This is a genomic window from Flavobacterium arsenatis (assembly GCF_031456785.1).
GTDB classification, from domain to species: Bacteria; Bacteroidota; Bacteroidia; order Flavobacteriales; family Flavobacteriaceae; genus Flavobacterium; species Flavobacterium arsenatis.
In genome coordinates, this window is the sequence record NZ_JAVDVI010000006.1 from 126,384 (window position 1) to 144,556 (window position 18,173).

The 18,173-nt window shown below is 35.7% G+C and carries 12 protein-coding genes; 4 read left to right on the forward strand and 8 right to left on the reverse strand.

Annotated features, from left to right (window positions below):
* Positions 1–3 precede the first annotated feature (3 nt).
* The gene (locus J2X31_RS08380) at positions 4–738 is read left to right on the forward strand and encodes a LytR/AlgR family response regulator transcription factor (protein ID WP_310025952.1); all 735 of its coding nucleotides are present in this window, start codon (positions 4–6) and stop codon (positions 736–738) included.
* Between the two features lie 215 nt (positions 739–953).
* Positions 954–1,175, forward strand: coding sequence for a YgaP family membrane protein (locus J2X31_RS18235; protein WP_374725217.1), 222 nt, complete (start codon positions 954–956; stop codon positions 1,173–1,175).
* Between the two features lie 49 nt (positions 1,176–1,224).
* Here the strand turns inward: J2X31_RS18235 and J2X31_RS08385 are convergent, their stop codons facing one another.
* Genes J2X31_RS08385 through J2X31_RS08395 form a run of 3 tightly spaced genes read right to left on the reverse strand, consistent with a single transcriptional unit; the run spans position 1,225 to position 9,103 of the window.
* The gene (locus J2X31_RS08385; protein ID WP_310025955.1) at positions 1,225–1,770 is read right to left on the reverse strand and encodes a hypothetical protein; all 546 of its coding nucleotides are present in this window, start codon (positions 1,768–1,770) and stop codon (positions 1,225–1,227) included.
* Between the two features lie 24 nt (positions 1,771–1,794).
* A complete protein-coding gene (gene tamL, locus J2X31_RS08390; RefSeq protein ID WP_310025956.1) occupies positions 1,795–4,071 on the reverse strand; it encodes a translocation and assembly module lipoprotein TamL in 2,277 nt (758 codons plus the stop codon).
* Positions 4,064–9,103: a translocation/assembly module TamB domain-containing protein gene (locus tag J2X31_RS08395; protein ID WP_310025957.1), complete on the reverse strand. Its 5,040-nt coding sequence runs from the start codon at positions 9,101–9,103 to the stop codon at positions 4,064–4,066. The genes tamL and J2X31_RS08395 overlap by 8 nt, the downstream gene beginning before the upstream one ends.
* A gap of 309 nt (positions 9,104–9,412) precedes the next feature.
* Here J2X31_RS08395 and J2X31_RS08400 point away from each other — a divergent pair, with 309 nt between their 5' ends.
* Positions 9,413–11,260 (forward strand): hypothetical protein, encoded by a 1,848-nt coding sequence (locus J2X31_RS08400; protein WP_310025958.1) that lies wholly within the window; start codon positions 9,413–9,415, stop codon positions 11,258–11,260.
* A 397-nt stretch (positions 11,261–11,657) separates the two neighbouring features.
* On the opposite strand, the gene J2X31_RS08405 is transcribed toward J2X31_RS08400, so the two are convergent.
* From J2X31_RS08405 to J2X31_RS08420, 4 genes are all read right to left on the reverse strand, one after another.
* A complete protein-coding gene (locus tag J2X31_RS08405; RefSeq protein ID WP_310025959.1) occupies positions 11,658–11,984 on the reverse strand; it encodes a response regulator in 327 nt (108 codons plus the stop codon).
* A 57-nt stretch (positions 11,985–12,041) separates the two neighbouring features.
* Positions 12,042–12,572: a YceI family protein gene (locus J2X31_RS08410; RefSeq protein ID WP_310025960.1), complete on the reverse strand. Its 531-nt coding sequence runs from the start codon at positions 12,570–12,572 to the stop codon at positions 12,042–12,044.
* 98 nt (positions 12,573–12,670) lie between these two features.
* Complete coding sequence (locus tag J2X31_RS08415) at positions 12,671–13,546, reverse strand: pirin family protein (protein ID WP_310025962.1); 876 nt, start codon at positions 13,544–13,546, stop codon at positions 12,671–12,673.
* Between the two features lie 179 nt (positions 13,547–13,725).
* Positions 13,726–14,325: a Crp/Fnr family transcriptional regulator gene (locus J2X31_RS08420; protein ID WP_310025963.1), complete on the reverse strand. Its 600-nt coding sequence runs from the start codon at positions 14,323–14,325 to the stop codon at positions 13,726–13,728.
* A 104-nt stretch (positions 14,326–14,429) separates the two neighbouring features.
* Here J2X31_RS08420 and J2X31_RS08425 point away from each other — a divergent pair, with 104 nt between their 5' ends.
* Positions 14,430–16,790: a GAF domain-containing protein gene (locus J2X31_RS08425; RefSeq protein ID WP_310025965.1), complete on the forward strand. Its 2,361-nt coding sequence runs from the start codon at positions 14,430–14,432 to the stop codon at positions 16,788–16,790.
* A 181-nt stretch (positions 16,791–16,971) separates the two neighbouring features.
* Here J2X31_RS08425 and J2X31_RS08430 read toward each other — a convergent pair whose 3' ends face one another.
* On the reverse strand, positions 16,972–18,162 hold the full coding sequence (locus tag J2X31_RS08430; protein ID WP_310025966.1) for a Pycsar system effector family protein: 1,191 nt from the start codon (positions 18,160–18,162) through the stop codon (positions 16,972–16,974).
* Between the last annotated feature and the right edge of the window lie 11 nt (positions 18,163–18,173).

The following is an 18,173-nucleotide window of genomic DNA, read 5'->3' on the forward strand; positions in this document are numbered from 1 at the left end:
TTTATGGTTAATATACTATTAGTCGAGGACGAATTGATTATAGCCGAAGACATGACCAATATTTTGGAAAAAATCGGTTATAATGTTATTGGTGTCGCTATAGATTTTGACGAAGCCATAGAAATTCTCGAAACCGAAAAACCCGATCTGATTCTATTGGACATCAACCTTTCCGGAAAACGCGACGGAATTGAACTGGCCGAAGAAATCAATAAGCGTTTCTCGATTCCTTTTATATTTACCACTTCCTACACTGATACAGAAACATTGGAGCGTGCAAAACATGTGAATCCAGTCAATTATCTCGTTAAACCCTTCAAAAAAGAACAACTTTACACAGCCATTGAAATTGCCATCTTCAATATGGCCAAAAAGAGTGATTCGATTACCAAGAATGATGAAAATTATGGAGAAGCATTGATCATAAAGGATGCCTTGTTCATTAAAGACAAGTTCAAATATACCAAGCTCATCATCAATGATATTCTCTGGATAAAATCCGATGGGAATTATCTCGAAATCAATACACTCACTAAAAAAGAAATCATTAGGGCTACCATGTCGGGTTTTATGGACAGGCTGAACCGTAGTAACTTCTTCAGAACACACAAGTCCTATATCGTAAATCTGGATTATCTGTCGCGGTTTGAAACACCTTATGTTACCATTGTTGGCACCAAAATACCTATTTCCAAAACCTTTTCGGATGAATTGCTGAAGAGGCTCAAGATCATGTAAACTTTATTTTGGAATAGTCCTATTTTTTCGTCCCTGTAAAATTGCATTTCGTCACAAAAAATAGAAGCTTCATCACATTTTTTATTAAACTTGAAAGTTAACTTTTACCTTTAATGTAAATTTGGATAGGCTTAGATAGAATAACTGGGGGCGGTGATTTTATCATACAACTACAGCTTGTCCAAATTTTTTCCGAATTCATAACGACAAGTATAATGCAAAAGAATCTAAATAGAAAAGATGGATTAATCAGGGCTATCTTAGGATTTTGTGCCATTGCATTGTTTTTTTTCAACCCCTTTGATGACACTTTATTAGAAATGATTTTCGGGATTATAGGTCTTGTTCTTATAATTTCCGCTGTTATAGAATTCTGTCCGATTTATTATTTCTTAGGAATAAAAACCAGACAGAAACGAAGAAAAAAGTTTTATTAGTTTTAATTTTTTTTAAGAGTTTTTCTTGATCAGAAGGCATCTTTCCTAACTAGCGGAAAGGTGCTTTTTTTATTTCCTGTAACGTTTTATCTGTGACAATCAATTCAAGAATGATTTGTTTTCGGGCATCTTCCAAATCATCAAAATCAAGGTGTTTTGCCCAATCATCGGATTTTAGGATGAGCCTGATTTGCTTGATTCGTTTTGTAGTTTCAGATGCAGTTCTCAACATTGATTGCACTTCTGAATTATTTCCGATGTGGTTATAGTTTACGCTATTCGCATCAAAATCCACTTCAATGAAATACAATTTCTGAACATCATTATCAGGATGAAATTCGTTCCAATTTGCATATCCGGCCCTTGTTCTGCTTGAAGCAACATCCTCTAAAGCCTGCAAACGCCATTTGCAATTGGCTGCTCTTCCCCAATGGTTGGAAACACGATAAACACCTTCCTCTGTAAAGTAGTAACTGCTTCCAGATTTGCTGGTGTAATTTGGCTTTAAGCCGATGACTTTCTCAAGATTGACTTCTTTGAAAACACAAAAAGTATGTCTGTGGAAATTCGTCTTATTGTAGATTTTTGTATCCAAAGGAAATATAGATTTCCTGCAAATTTAGAAAGGATATCCGATTGCGAGGTTAAAAATAAGATTTTGTTTTCGCCAGGAGCCATCGCCAAAAGCAATATCATCCAAAACCCATCTTTTATCTCCATAGGGAAGCCTTATCGGAAAAGCCAAATCGGTTCTCAAAACCAAAAACGACAAATCAAATCGCAAACCAACTCCAGTTCCAACAGCAAGGTCGTCTAAAAACTTACTGGAGAAATTTTTTGCAGGTTCGTCATCATTCAGCATCCAGATATTTCCTGCATCAATAAAAACAGCACCTTTCACAATGCTAAACAGTGTGGTTCGATATTCTGTATTCAATTCTAACTTCACATCACCGGATTGATCGGGAAGAAAAGCAGTGGATGTAACGGGTTCCGAAGAACCAGGACCAATTGATCGGGCTCGAAAAGCACGAATACTATTGGTTCCTCCAATAAAAAATTGTTTGATAAAAGGCATTTGTTCCGAATTTCCATAGGCAAATCCAGAACCAACAATAATCCTACTGGCCAATTGGGATTCATTTCCTAAACGAAGATAATGCCTGAAATCGGCCTCCAATCGCACAAACTGACTGAACGGAACATCAAAAATTTCCTTTTGATTGCCAGCTCTAACATCGGCTCCAGTTGCCAAACCAGTAATGGTTCCGGCCAAATCTATCCCACCTTTAAAATAAATCGTATGCTTTTTTCTTTTTCGCATCGTGTTGGTGAAAGTATAGGAATAAGTTGGGCCAAAAATCAATTGCTTGTCGATAACACGTTGTAAAGCAGGGTTTGTTCTAGCAATACTATCATAAAGTGAAGTCACATTTTGTGGACTCACATAAACAATATCCGTTACATTCAATTGGTGTTCCTTTCGGATGTTTTCCTTCCATAAATAACCAAATGAACCTTTAAAGGTGTTCAAAGAATATAATTTGGACCGCTGTTGGAATTCATATCCCAATGAAGCTTTTGTTTTCGGAACAAATCCGCTTGAAGCTTTCAATTTAAAAGGTCCGATGAATCTCGGCCAGATCAAGCTTGTTTCGCCACCAATTCGATAAACGTTGAAACCATTATTTTGACCCGAAACCTGAACTTCCATTCCTCCAAAGGCTGTAACCGTCAACAATTCGGCACCTTTAAAAGTGTTTCGGTTGCTCCAATTGATGTTCAATTCGGTTCCGGTGTAATTGGCAGAATTCGTTTTTCCTAAAACTTCAACCCTGAACGATTTTTTCGGAAGAGGAGTGAGGTAATAATAAGTATCCAAAAAATTCCCAGTTGTGTCGGCTGGTCGGAATTGGTTTTTTACAAATTTAAAAGTACCCATATTCACCAATCGGTTCAACGATAAATTATGGTCGGTTCTGTTGTAGATGTCGCCTTTATGGAAATATAATGTTCGGTCAAAAATTCTTGGATCAAAGATGTCTTCCTTGTCAATAATCGTGAAATCTTTGTATTGAACCACATCTTTATCAACATTTTGAATGCTATCGCGAAGCGAATAATTCGGATACACGATAATGTCATTGATCTTATAGATTTCTTTTGCCTTTGCTGGAGTTTCATCCTTCACTTTTACTATCAAATCCACTTCTTGTTTTCCAACTGTACTGTCCACTTGAATCATGATATAATCGGCTCCGAAATAGAAAAACCCACGTTCCTTCAATCGTTCGTCAATTCGTTCCCTTTCGGCTTTTATGGTTTCAAAATCATAGGCATTTCCAACCTTCAAAAGCGATCTGCGTTTTGTTTTTTGGATGGCTTTTGCCACTTCCGATGAATCTTCTGGAAATGTAACCTGCTTGATTTTATATTGTTTTCCTGGTTTTACGATATATTCGGCCGTTGCTTTTTTGCCTTTTCGGGTAGAATCCGATTCTACTTGAACTTTAAAAAAACCTTTATTTTCAGTATAATTCCGGAGCACATCTGCATTGTATTGCAAATCCACTTGACCAAATAAAACGGGAGCTTCACCCACTTTATATTTCAGCCAATGCTTGAAACCTTTGTCTTTTTTGGGTGTTCCGGCAATGTTATAAAAGTACAACTTCGGGCGAAGGCCCAAGATTCTCGAATTCGGTTTTGGTCGTAATAAATCCTCCAGCTCTTTCTTCAAAGCCTTTCGTTCTTTCTTTGGAATCTCTTTTCCTTCTACTTTAACGCTTCCGCCAACATACAGCAATTCACCCTCCTTTAAATATTTGGTGTTGCTGCAAGAACTTGCAAAAAGCAGTAGTCCGAACAAATAGTATAATAGGTGCTTATTATTCATCTGATTTGTTTTTTAAGGCTTCTTCTTTTTCCTTTTTTTCTTTCTTCTCTTGTTTTTCTTTGGCTCTCAAATCTTTTTCTTCCTGGCTTCTATGGAACAATTCACGGAATTTGTTGTAATCCATCGTGATGATAAAAGCCACACCGGTTTCAACCACCTGACCTTGCAAAGCAACCTGATATTGGTTTTTGCGATAGGCACGAACCATATATCGGCCATCTTTCGTAAGCTGATAATCTAAAGCCACATCTCCGGCAATATTCGTGGTTTCTTCGTTTGCTTGTTGTGGACCTTCCAATCCGAAACTGCTTCCAACGGTTACTTTCAAACGGTCGTCGAGCAATCTTTTGGATACGCCAACATTCAAATCCGTTCTGTTTTCTCGTTGTCCTGTCGTATAATCATCGGTTGATTCAAGATCGAAATTCAACTCGACTCCCGCAATTAAATCACCAGCAAGATTGTTCATTTGTTGCGACAGGATTTTACTTGCACTTTGTCGAACCATCGATTCTGCACCACCTCCACCAGCTTCGCTTGCAAAAGGATTTTCACCTACAAATCGATTCAACAGCAATAACGCAAAAACCTGTTTGTTTAATTCTGACGGTTCCTGTCTCAACTGTGTCAGTCGATCTTGAGTTGCATTGATAATAACACTAGAAACATTATTGTTGCCTTCTGGCAAAACAATATCAAAAGTAATGTCTGGCTTTAACAATTCACCATTCATCTTCAATTCAGTTTCAAACTCTATACGTTGCCTGTAAGTTGCGTCAACATTCTGCATGGTTTGTTGCAACAAATCAATAGGTGCCGCATCCACTTTATAAACTGCAGTAATACTCACATCGGCCGATGTCGGTTCGCCCGTCCATAAAATATAGCTTCCTTTCTTGATGTCAAATTTTCGTTTGATGGCACTGAACGTCATTTCATAAGAACCTTCCGTAAACTCATATCTTCCTGTCAAGGATGTTTTTCCAGAAGGGTCAATTCCTCCATTTAAACGGGCTTCTCCTTTTAATTTCAAGTAATCCCCATTTCCTTTATCGATGATAATCGAAAGTTCGGCTTCCTTGTCAATTTCAATATTTACCGAAGCATCAATGCCTTTAAATTGCGTTTTGCTTAAAGAATCATTCACCGAAACATTCGTAATCATCGGCGGATTGTCCTGATCAATAAATTCTATAATTCCTTCACGGTCCACAATCGATGGGTCGGATTGAGGCAAGACGATGGTGAATTTGGTATCTTCATTGATCTTGATGTTTCCTTCCACAACAGGCTTGCTGATGTCGCCACGAACTTTTAGTCGGGTATCCAAAAACAATTCACCATAATACACATCGTTGTCTTTTGCACCCGAATTTACGGCTTTGAAATTATCAGCTTCAATGTCCAGATTAAAGCCAAAATCAGTGAAGGTTTTGGTTAAAACGCTTCCTTTCAAGACCAATTTATTATCATTTTCATCGGTTATCGTAAAGGTTCTAAAGTTCAAGCCGTTTCCATCAACCGTGATTTTGTCGTTGATGGATTTGAATTTTGAATTCAGCTGTGTTACTTTAAATCCAACGTCATTAAATCTCAAATCTCCGTTTACATTTGGTGCACTTGCAGTTCCCGTAATCTTGAATTGTCCGTCCAAGAAACCTGTGCTTTCCGCCAAATTTCCCATTGTAAAGCCTTGAATACTTTTCATATTCAATTTTGCAATATCCAAATTCAAATCGAAAGTGCTATTGTCAGGTCGATAAATTCCATCCAAATTAACTTCATTGTCCTGACCGGTTATCGCCACTTTTGCATTAAACGTATTGGCAGTTTGATTGTCAACTTTTATGTTGATGTTCCCCAAAGTATCTCTTCTAAAGCTGAAATTTTCAATATTCAAATCAGAGGTAAACACCATATTGTTTTTAAGGTCTTTCAAAAGCACGTTTCCTTGCAAGACTCCTGCCACTTGCAAGCTGTCCATTTGCACGATATTCGTCAGGGTTTCGATTTTGAAATCGGTAAAATCAACTGCAATTGGAGCATTTGGAGTGTTGCTTTCCGATTGTATTTTTAAGGAACTTCCTTCGTGGCTCAATTCAAAATTATCGGCAAGAATTCCTTCTTTTCCAAAAGCTAATTTGTTATCAGTAGGAAGGTTCCATTCTTCATAATTCAATAATAAACCATCAGGATTCAGACTGATTTCGGTGTTGTCTTTCGTGGCTTCCAATTTTCCTGAAATCGCATATTGGTCTTTGTTGGCAATGTCCCGCAACAGCAAATCATACGCCACGACGTTATCGTTTACACCACCAGAAATCCGAGTGTAAGGCAAATGTAATTTCCCACTTTGAATGTCATCAACCACTAAATTATACAACAACGAATCGTTTTCAGTTTTCACGTCAATAATAGCATTTGTGATGATATTCGTTCCGTAAACCACTTTCGGAATCCTACCGTTCAAGATAATCGTGTCGTTTACCGAATTGTACCTTCCCGTAATAGTGATAGGTTCCAAACTTTTTAAAGTAGGAACTATTTTCATCAAGATGGGGTCGCTTTTTACATCAATCGTAAAGGCAACTTGCTGGGCATCAGTTGTTGTTTTTTTGGCAGATGGATTCGTGTCGTAATATTTGGCAATCGAATTTTGCAAAGCCGTTGCAAGCTGCGAAAGCTTGTATTTTCCATTAATGTCAGCATTTACGAATTGCGATTTTAATACAATCGAATTCTTTTCTGCCGTTGAAGTCGCGACAACACTAATGGTATCCAAAATAAATTGTTCCTTGGCATTGGCAATATTGATTTTGTAGGCGTTCAATGTTCCGTTCAAATAATCAACATCTGCGGTTTGAATATCGGCATCGATATTTCCTTTTAATTTCAATGGTCCTGCGTGAAGGTTCAGTTTTTCCAAATCGGCAATATCTACATTCAGCTTCACTTTTGCCTCTGGATATTTTCCGTTAAACCCTCCTCCGGCATCCAAACCAAAGGTTAAATTGGGGTCGTTCATATCGGCGACAGCCTTGAAATTTCCACCTTTGATGTTTCCTTTTAGGTCTAAATTTTTATAAGTATAGCCATTAAAACCAGCCTTTATCAATTGAGCATCAACTACAGCATTAGCGGTTTTAGGATTCAAACCAGTTCCTTTTACTTTGGCTTTCAGGCTAACTCTTCCTATCGAATCGTTACGTAACAAGCGTCCCACATCAAAATTATCAAGTGAAGCGATTGCATCATAACGCTCCTGATTTTTTCTTCGGCTGTCAAATTTAGCTTTCACTTTTGCATTTCCTGAACTTGTTGCCAAATTCATATCGGTGTTGAAATTATCGAATGTTCCCTTGAAAGTTCCTCTCGCTCTAAAAGATGCCGGAAGTTGAATGTTTTTCGGAATCGTGCCATTCGGAACAAAATCATTCAGGTCTTTTGCAGACGATTCAAAGTTTTTAAGGTTGATGTCCAAGTAAGCCGTTTTCACATCAGGCAAACCAGTGATTCTTCCGCTTGCATTGATTTTTGTTCTTCCGATGCCGGAGATTTCCAAATTGGGAATGCTGATGTCGCTCACTTTACCCGAAACTTCACTGTTGATGTACAAAATCGCATTCGGATTGCTCTTGAACGGATTTGTTTCGGCCAAAGTCGGAACAAAAAGCAACACATCCTTGAAGCCAATTTTACTTCCATCGATAGAAGCGTTTACTTCCAAATCGCCAATATTTTGACTGATAGAATCGAGTGATGTATAACCAATGATGATTTCATCCTTGATTTCGGTTTGGGGAGTTTTTAGGTATAAATTTTTGAGCGAAGCTCCTTTTTCGCCATAAAAGAAATCGGTTTGTAGGTTTTGAATATCCACGCCACTTTTGTCTTTTACCCTGAAATTATTGATGTTTCCAGAGATTGTAGTAGTAGAGTAGGCGAGGTTTTGTGCTTCCAAATTCAAATCTTGAATGTCAAGATGTTTGTAGTCGATTCCTTTTTTTAGTGGAGCCGAATTGGCATCGTCAAAATAAAAGGCAATCTGTTTTAAATCGGCTTTGTTTAATTTCAGCTTCCAGTTGTTGTCTTCCTTTGCAATCTGAACGGTATCTTTTATAGTTTCTTTTGGCTTGTTGTTTAGTTTACCGAAAACAACTGAACTCTTAATGTTGTTAATGGCGAGGCTTTGAATGTCAATATTTTGCTTTTCGATGTCGATTGAATTGAATTTCACCAACAGTTTTTCCAGGGTATTTTTGGTTACCATTTTAGTGGCTTCGTTTTCATAGCCCAAGTTGATACGGGACAAATCAATCTCGCCTAGTTTTAAAGTAAGGGTCGGATTTTTAGATTGTTCTTCCACAACTTCTTCGGTTTCTTGAGCCAGTTGTTCCACAATTCCTTGCTTCAATTGTACTGCCAAACCATCCAAAGTAATTTTCGGAATTTCGAAATTGAGGTTTTCCAAATCGAAGGTTTTGATCTTTGTATCAAAATGAAATAAATTCAGGCTAATGTCATTTTTAGTAATGGCATCGTCATATTTCAGTCGGATTTTGTCCAAATTTATTTTTCCGATAGAAATCTGCATCGGAGCCGAAGAATCCTTTTTGGTTTCGCCCGAATCGAATGCTTTGATGATATAGTCAAAGTTAAATTCAGATTGGTCATTCCGCGAAACATTGGCCACAATTTCTTCCAAATCGATGGAATTGATTTCAAGCTCATTGCTGATTAACTTGAAAAGGCTGATATTCACAGCGATTTTTTTACCATATAAAAGCGTGTCTTTGTTTTGGTCTTCGAGATAAACACCTTCCAGAAGTATTTTTTTAGGGAAAGAAATTGATAAATTATCGACCACCACTTTGGTCTTGATTTTATCTTCAATATAACTAACCGCTTCGTCTTTTATTAAATTCTGAACGGCAGGAATTTGAATAGCAATAAGGATTATTAGGAGTGAAATAATGATTATTCCTAATGTCCATCCGAGAATTCGCAACCCTTTTCTGACGTATTTTTTCAAATGCAGTATTGTTTTTGGATTTTCTTTTAGCCAAATAAAAACGCTCTATTCTGACTAAATTTTACTACAAAGATGATGATTTTGCTTGAGAGTGTGTTTATAGTTTAGGAAAGAAAGGTTGTGAAATTTTGGGATTGTATAAATATTATTGCTTTTACGGAAAACCGTAAAAATATATTGTTTTGATAATGTAGGTTTGTAATCTGATATGATTTTAATTCTAATTTTTACCATGAAGATTGAATGATAAAGTTGAATAAAAGATGTTATATTTATACCAATGTATGACATCAAAAACAAAACAAAAATATGAGACTAGAAAAAATACTTAATAATACAAATTCTTTAGAAAAAAATTCCTTTTTAAAAATTATTGATTTGTTAATTAGTAAGAAGCCAACTAATGCAAAAGCAATTGAAGAGATTCTTGTAAGTTCGAGTAAGGATTTAAAAAGTATTGACAGCCAGAACATAGTCAGTATTTTTCATCTTTTGGAAAATGAGTTCAATGAATATCTAAAGTGTGAATTTCTTAAGACTTCATCCCAATTAGATATTCTTATTGATATTATTTCAAGAGATGGTTGTTGCATTATAAAACAGGATTGGTTTTCCAGGCTTTATGATAAAGAACTCAAAAGCTTAAAAAGCAAATTGAAAAAATTTGAAGAAGAAATTGAAAATGAAAAATCTGAAATTACTGAAGAAAGGAAAAGAGATTATAGAGTGTATCTTTCGTGTTTAAAAACAGCTTATTTTAATGATGAATCCAATAATCAGGATAAAAAAATAACAAGTGATGAGCATTCTATTTTATTGACTTTATCTAAAGAATTGTCATTATCTCAGGAAGAAATCAAATTAATAAATTATTTGATATTACCTGTGAAAAAATTAGAAGTAGATACTATCATTAATGACTTAAAATCAATAGGAGTAATTTTTTATTCCAAGAAAAATAATATTATTTATGTTCCAGATGAAATGGTTCGATTGTTACGTAAAATCAGAGGAAAAGATGTTGGAGATAAGTTTTTTAGAAGAGTATTGTTGTTTTTTAAAGAACCACAAATAAATTTGATTGCTCGTAAACATAATATTGATAGAAAACTTTCCAATGATGAGAAAATCAATGAAATTATTAATGCGGGTATAACTTTAAAGCAAATTTTTATTGAAGATATTCATAAAGAAGGAACAAATCTAACAGACAAGAAAAAGTTTCTTAATGATTTTTGCGAGAAAAATTTTTCGATAAATATTCTTAAAGGAAGTTTGTTAGAAGAAAAACTTGATAGTCTTGTGATGTATTTTGAAGACATAGAAAAAGATGACAAAATTGGAATGTCACACGATGGATTTGAAAAAATGTTGATTCATATTGGTGAGAACATTCCAATGCTTAATCAAATTTTAAAGGCAAAGTTTGAACTACAGGATGAAAATGTATTAAGAGGAGATTTTCTTTTAGATTATAATATAAAACCTAGAGACATACTAGAATTGATTCCAGATAATGAATTATTAGAATTTTGTAAAATCAGAGAAATAAAATCAAGAGGAGATATTATTTCAAACGTTCTAGATGCTTATAAGGATTCGGAAAATTTGTTTTTAGAAAATTACGAAAATATTGGTTTCCGTAATCTACTAGCGTTAAAGGAGGGAGGAATCTCAATTAAAGAAGTTGATTTAGGAGTAAAATTTGAAGAATTGACAAAAAAGATATTTACAGAATTAGGTTTTCATATTGATGAAAAACTCCGAAAAAGCTTAAATACATCAAAAGAGCAAATAGACATTCTAATAAATCTCGGAAACGATGACTTAATAATTGTTGAATGTAAAACAGTGAAGGAAAGTAATTACAATAAGTTCAGTGCAGTTTCAAGACAGTTAAAGGCTTACGATACCATTGCAAAAAGAAATAATTGCCGTGTAATCAAATCTTTATTGATTGCACCAGAATTTTCAGATGATTTTATAAAGGATTGTGGTCTTGAATATGAGTTGAATTTATCTTTAATCACTGCTTCATCTTTGATAAAGATTTTGATTGGTTTTAGAAAATCTAAACTTAAAATATTTCCTCATAACTTATTGATGCGAGATGTTTTAATACAAGAAGATAGAGTCTTAAAAGCAATTGGTAAATAATGTTGTTGTATGTGTTTTGTCCGAGCAAAAATATCCACAACGGCTAGTGCGAGTGTCACACTCGTACCCATAATGCTTGAAATTTCAAATGCTATTTTGTTTGAAGCCACGATTTCAATGTCATTAAGTTAAGTTCAAATTGCGTCAGTTTTGTCATTTCGACGAAGGAGAAATCCCATAATCTGAATCAAGTTTGTGGAGCTTCTTTATGTGATTCCTCCTTCGTCGGAATGACAACTATACGGCTTAACTTAATGACACAGTTTATTGAACACTCCCAAGGAGTTTGTGGTTCAACTTTAGAAAACCCTCCGACAACATTGGAAATCGTTCCAACAACTTCACAATACAAACATTCAAGAAAAGTTCAAGAAAGTAGAAAAAAAAACTGCAAGTTTTAGCTTGCAGTTTCGTTTTTAATAAAGTTCTTGTCTTGTAATGCAGAGGTGATTTCGTTTTTCAATAAACCACTACCACCACCATAATGTTGAATAATGACAATGTCGGGTTTTTGCTTTCGGAAAGCAGTTATCAATAGATGTTCGCTTTCTTCTTCGATTCCGCAACCAAGCAATACAAGAGCAAAGTCATAGGTTGAAAACAATTCCAATGCTTCTTCATCGGTTTCGGCACCTATACCGAACCATTCGTCGTTTGCATTGAGCAATCTCACGACTGTGTCGAGGATTTCCTTGTGTTTGCCGATGTAGAGGATTTTTATCATTTTAAAAATTTTTAATAAAGCCTGACGAACAGAATCATCAGGCTTATTAGTTTAAATTTATTGCTTTACAAACTGCAATTCAATATGCAATTTTACTTCTTCACCAACCAAAACACCACCTGCCTCTAATGCAGAATTCCAGTTTAAATCCCAATCTTTACGGTTGATTTTTCCTGTAATGGACATTCCAGTTTTTACATTTCCCCAAGGGTCTTTTGCCAAACCTCCGAATTCTACCTCCAACTTTACAGGTTTTGTAACACCGTGAAGCGTCAACTCTCCTTTCAATTCATATTCTCCTTCGTTTTGTTTATTGAAAGAAGTGGCACTGAAGGTCAATTTTGGAAATTTTTCAGCATCAAAGAAATCTGGGCTTAATAAATGTGTATCACGATCTGCATTTCCTGTTGTGATAGAATCTACATCTCCTGAAAATTCAATTTTTGCGTTTTCGAAGTTGTCATCTTCTGTTTCAATCGAAGCATCAAATTTTTGAAAACTTCCTGAAACATTTGTAAACATCATGTGTTTTACTTTAAAACCAATTTCTGAGTGTGTTGGGTCGATTGACCATTTTGTTGTTGACATAATTACTTATTTTTATTTATTATTACTATTGTTTATTACTATTTTTTAGTCTTATTTATTTATTGAAATTGTCATTGATTTTTGCCATTGCAATTGAATTACATCATCATCGGCACTTCCATCAAAAGTAGCTGTGCATCTTCTGAATTTGCTTTGATCTCAATTGACGAAGTGTCCCAAATTCCAAGTCCGTCGCGTTCGTTCAAGGTAATATTTCCTATTGTAAAATCACCTTTCAGGATAAATGCATAGATACCATTTCCTGATTTTTTTAAGTTATAGGATGTATGGAAATTGTTATCAAATTTGCCCAGATGAAACCAAGCATCTTGATGTATCCAAACACCTTCATCGTCTTGATTTGGAGAGATAATCTGCTGTAATTTGTTGTGACGGTCAGCTTCGTTCAACGTGATTTGATCATATCGAGGAGTTACATTTTTCTTGTTCGGATACACCCAAATCTGCAAGAACTTCGTCAAATTTTCAGAGCTGTTGTTATATTCACTGTGGAAAATTCCAGTTCCGGCACTCATGACCTGGATGTCACCTTTCTTGATAACAGCGGTATTCCCCATACTGTCTTGGTGTTTCAAATCGCCTTCAAGCGGAATCGAAATGATTTCCATATTGTCGTGAGGGTGGCGTCCGAAACCCATTCCGGCATCAACACGGTCGTCGTTTAAAACTCGAAGAACGCCAAAGTGCATTCTCTCTGGATTGTGATAATTAGCAAAGCTAAAAGTGTGGTGTGAATCCAACCAGCCGTGATTGGCGTGACCTCTAGTGTTGGCTTTATGCAAAACAGTGTTCTCTAAAACCTTCGAATCGGTATTGGGAATATGATTGAAACCAACTGGTTCCAACTCTTTTATTTCGTCTATTTCGTTTTTTAGAATTGATCCAACTGCAGCAGTTGTAACGAACATTCCTGTACCAAATAATCCTTTTTTTATAAATTCTTTTCTGTCCATAATGTTGCTTTATTATTATGGTACAAAGTTGCGTCAGAAAAAAGAGGTGGGCATTGAACTAGGACAAGAAATTTTATTGGTATTATTTAGTATTAAGATTTGAGTATTAAGTATTAAGACACTTTACAGGAATCAAAGATTTTCTGTAACTCTTTTCCTAAGGCCTTAATACTTAATACTCAAATCTTAATACCTTCTATCCCTTTAGCCATCTTCGCCCGAACCTTACTCAAAAACTCAGCAGAGATTCCTAGATAAGAAGCGATATAATGTTGAGCAACACGTTGCGGAATGGTTGGATAAAGTTCTAAAAACTCTACATATTTTTCCATTGCGGTTTTGGAAATGGTATTGAAAAGTCGATGTTGGGTAACCGAAAGGTTCCGTTGCATCAATATCCTGAAGGCCCTTTCAAATCGGGGAGCTTTTTCAAAAAGGGCTTCCTTGGTTTCGGGCGAAAACATAAAAAACTCGCAATCTTCCATTGTTTCTATAAAAACCTGACTCGGTTTGTCTTCATATATACTAAAGGAAGTGTCACTGACCCACGCGTTTTCGATTCCGAATTGCAGGATGACTTCAAAACCATTGGCATCAATAAAATATTTTCGGATGCAACCCTTGATCACGAAAGCTTCGAAATTGCACATTTCGCCTTCGTGGAGCATAATGGTCTTCTTCGGCACTTTTTTATGTTCCAATAAAGAATTGAAAATATCGAGTTCTTCTTTTGTAAAAGAAACATACCTGCTGATGCTGTTGTTGATTTGTGTGTACATGCTTTTGGGATTTAAACGATAAATTTATAGAATTTATTGAACTAGGACAACTTAATTGGAAGTAACTTATTAGTATCTTTGTAGTCTACAAAATTACCACAGAAATGATTTACGAACAACGACTGGATAATCCGTTTCGGGTACAGATTTCTTTTCATAAGCTAATTGAAAGTTTAGAAGAAATTGCCCTGTCGGATGTAGATTACAGGTCCAATTATGCCAAAGGACTTTTAAATGAAGTGAATAAATTCCCAGAACTAAGAGACGGAATTACAGATATTACTGCTATTCAGGAACACAAACAACTCATTCGTTACCTGCTTTCAGACTTGTTCCCGACGGCCTTGACCAAGAACGAAATTAAAGCCGTTGCGATTCCGTTTCATAATATTGTATTCAATTATTCTGAACGTTTCCAGAATATCCTCAACAATGCCGGACCCGATTTTGATATGACGATTCGTGATTTTGACGACCACGAGTTTTATGTCATGAGTTGCTGTTTGATCTTGGTGCAATATTATGGATTGAAGATAGATTTCAGCAAGCCTTTTTTTTATGATATTCCCGATGCCGAAGGGATAATCAAGCATTACAGGATTTTATACAATGCTGATTTTATGGAGATTCTTCCAACCGAAAAAGCCATTCCCATCACGCAGGAAGATATTGATATCCTGATTGATAATTATGACAATTTTGAAATGTGGAAAGAGAAATTCCCAACCGATAGCTGGATTCTAAAAGGTTTCGGAATCATGTCAATGTATGATGCTACAACCGAAAGTGCAGTTTCAAACTTAAAGACCAGCCTAATCAGTAAGCGGGAAGACGATTTTTCGGTAGAAGAAAACTTCGAGGCCATTTTCAGGTCGATTTACAGGATTCCCGATTTAAAAATTGGTTATACTGCCATCAATTACGAAGAGAATAAATTTGTAACCGCTCCTTTTGATAAGAATGTGCAAAGTTTTATTTTGAGCGAAGCATTAGAAAATGATTGCAAAGAACTCATCTGCGACAAATCGTTTGATGGATTGATCAAGAAGAACAATTATTTGAGTATTTCGGATGTAGAGAAATTTGCCAATGAAAATCCCGAAAATAAACTGGCTCTTCAATTTGTTAAAATGGGCATCAAGAGTGCGATTTTTGCACCAATGGTTAAAGGCGATAAATTACTCGGAATTATCGAATTGGTTTCGTCTCAAAAAGGCACACTCAACAGCATCAATGCCCATAAAATGGATATTGTAATGCCGTATATCATCGATACGATGGACCGTTTTTATTTTGAAACCGAAAATGAAATCGAAGCCATCATCCAAAAGGAATATACCGCAATTCATCCGAGTGTGTATTGGAAATTCCGTGAAGAAGCCATGTCGCACATTGGAAATAAGAACACCAGAGATTTGCCTTTCAAGGAAATTGTTTTCAAGAATATCACGCCCTTATATGGTCAGATTGATATAAAAGGTTCATCAACGGCTCGAAATTTGGCCATCGAAAAAGACTTGGCCTTGCAAATCGATTTGCTGATTGATCTATTTAAATTCATTAGCGAAAACCTTCAGCTTCCCGTTATTTATCAGAATATATTTGAATTGGAAAAATACCAAACCCAATTAAAGGAAAGCCTGAAAGCTGATACTGAATCCATCGTCCAGACCTATATCTTGAATGAAATCCATCCAATTTTACAACATTTTAATTCCTCAAACAGACAAGTACAAGAAAAGATAACGGCTTATTTTGAAGTTTTGGATCCTCATATCCAAATGGTGTATCATGCCCGAAAAGATTTTGACAATACGCTTTCGCTAATAAATAAAAAGATGGCTTCAGTCTTGGATAAAAAGCAGGAAAAAGCACAGGAATTTTATCCACATTATTATGAGCGTTTCAAGACCGATGGAGTAGAGCATAACCTGTATATTGGAGCTTCAATTTCACCTAAAAATCCTTATAATCCTTTGTATTTAAGTAATTTGAGGCTGTGGCAATTGCAGGCTATTTGTGAGATGGAAAATGAATATTTCCATTTAAGAAAAACCCTGCCGTATGATTTGGATGTCACATCGTTGATTTTGGTTTTCAGTACCCCGATTTCAATTCGTTTCCGTATGGATGAAAAGCGTTTTGATGTAGATGGAACTTATAATGCCAGATACGAAGTCGTGAAGAAAAGAATCGACAAATCGAACATCAAGGGAACTCAAGAGCGAATTACCCAAAGGGGAAAAATCACGATTGTCTATTCCCAGCATCAGGAGGAAATGGAGTATAGAAAATACATCCAGCTTTTGCAACACAAAAATCTTTTAGGTGCCGAAATTGAAAATTTTGAAGTAGAAGATTTGCAAGGTGTTACCGGTTTGAGAGCCCTTCGCGTGGAAGTTGTGTATAATGAAATTGTGGCAGAAGAATACACCTATCAGGAATTGGTGAAGGATTTTAAGTAAAGACTATAATATAAATCATCATAGAAAAAATCCCGTCGGGATGAAATTATTGTAGAAATTTGTTCACGGTAACCATCAAAACTCCATAGGAGGTAGTATTATAATGTCATCCCTACGGGATTTCGACCAAACGCTTTCAAAAAAATGCTATAATAATTTCATCCCTACAGGATTTATTAATTTAAATCCTCTTAAAAGCAATCACAAAACAAGCCACGGAAACAATAATTCCAATCATAAAAACGGTATAGGTAATACGAAGCAATTTATATTTTCGGTTTAAAACCAATCCCAGATAATATAAATCTTTAATCATCGACTCGTAGAGATATTCCCGGTCTTTCATCATTTCCTTCATGGCCCAAGTATATTCACCGAGTGGCATCTTATAGAAGTTTCCAAAAAACAAAAGATTGATTTTCTTTGCTTCAATGTCCTTTCGGGTAAAGGAACCATTTGTCACTTTTGGACGGGTAGAAAGTATTGCAAAAATGATGGAAATCACACTAAACATAAGCATTACAAACGTTGGAAAAACCAAATGTGCATTACTCGGACTGTCTAATTTCGGAATCAAAGTCGACAATGCAATCGAGATGATAATGGCGTTTACCGAAAGTAAGATATTCGCTTTGCTATCGGCAATCTGGCTCAATTGAGTGTGGTTGTTGAGTGTCACCCGAAACATTGTTTCGATGCCACGTTCGGGAGTGTCCATCTTGTCGAGTTTTTTCTGGCTCAACAATTCCTTGGCTTTTTTCTTTTCTTTTTTTCCTTTTTCAAGGGAAGTAATTACGTTTTGAAGTGTCGAAATATTTTCGTCTTTCACAGGTTGCCAGTTTCTTTTGGCATATTCAGTATAAAACCGATGAAAATTGTTGAAGAATTTTCGGTTTTCATTGGCCCATTCCAAATCGGTTAAATCCAAATTCTTGGTATGCTTGAATTCCTCCCGAAGCAAATCTGAAACTTCAAAGTAATTTGGACTCCCAAAATGAGAACAATCGGCATCACGCAGAATTTTCTCCAAATATTCAACAGGTTCAAGATCGAGCTGGGTTGCCTTGATTAATTTGGAAATCTGCTCGATTTTTTCAGGTTCATAATTATTTTCCTCTAAAAAAGCGGTTACAATTTTAATCCCGTTGTCTTCGTGGTTTTCATATCCGTGGATGTATCCGGCATCGTGAAACCAAGCTGAGATGAGGAGCATTTCGGCATCAGCCTCATTAATTTGTTCGGCTTCAATCAACGTTTTAACGCTATTTACAACCCTTAAAGTATGATTAAAATTATGATAGATATAATCAGAAGATAATTTATCTTTGAACAACTGGAATATGTAATTCTCGGCTTTTTGAACAATAGTCATAATCAAAATTT

Excerpts from the sequence above, each read along its gene's own strand:
- J2X31_RS08380 (WP_310025952.1), top strand. The coding sequence starts at position 4 with ATGGTTAATATACTATTAGTCGAGGACGAATTGATTATAGCCGAAGAC.
- J2X31_RS08430 (WP_310025966.1), bottom strand. The coding sequence starts at position 18,162 with ATGACTATTGTTCAAAAAGCCGAGAATTACATATTCCAGTTGTTCAAA.
- J2X31_RS08410 (WP_310025960.1), bottom strand. The coding sequence starts at position 12,572 with ATGTCAACAACAAAATGGTCAATCGACCCAACACACTCAGAAATTGGT.
- J2X31_RS08415 (WP_310025962.1), bottom strand. The coding sequence starts at position 13,546 with ATGGACAGAAAAGAATTTATAAAAAAAGGATTATTTGGTACAGGAATG.
- J2X31_RS18235 (WP_374725217.1), top strand. The coding sequence starts at position 954 with ATGCAAAAGAATCTAAATAGAAAAGATGGATTAATCAGGGCTATCTTA.
- J2X31_RS08425 (WP_310025965.1), top strand. The coding sequence starts at position 14,430 with ATGATTTACGAACAACGACTGGATAATCCGTTTCGGGTACAGATTTCT.
- J2X31_RS08405 (WP_310025959.1), bottom strand. The coding sequence starts at position 11,984 with ATGATAAAAATCCTCTACATCGGCAAACACAAGGAAATCCTCGACACA.
- tamL (WP_310025956.1), bottom strand. The coding sequence starts at position 4,071 with ATGAATAATAAGCACCTATTATACTATTTGTTCGGACTACTGCTTTTT.
- J2X31_RS08400 (WP_310025958.1), top strand. The coding sequence starts at position 9,413 with ATGAGACTAGAAAAAATACTTAATAATACAAATTCTTTAGAAAAAAAT.
- J2X31_RS08420 (WP_310025963.1), bottom strand. The coding sequence starts at position 14,325 with ATGTACACACAAATCAACAACAGCATCAGCAGGTATGTTTCTTTTACA.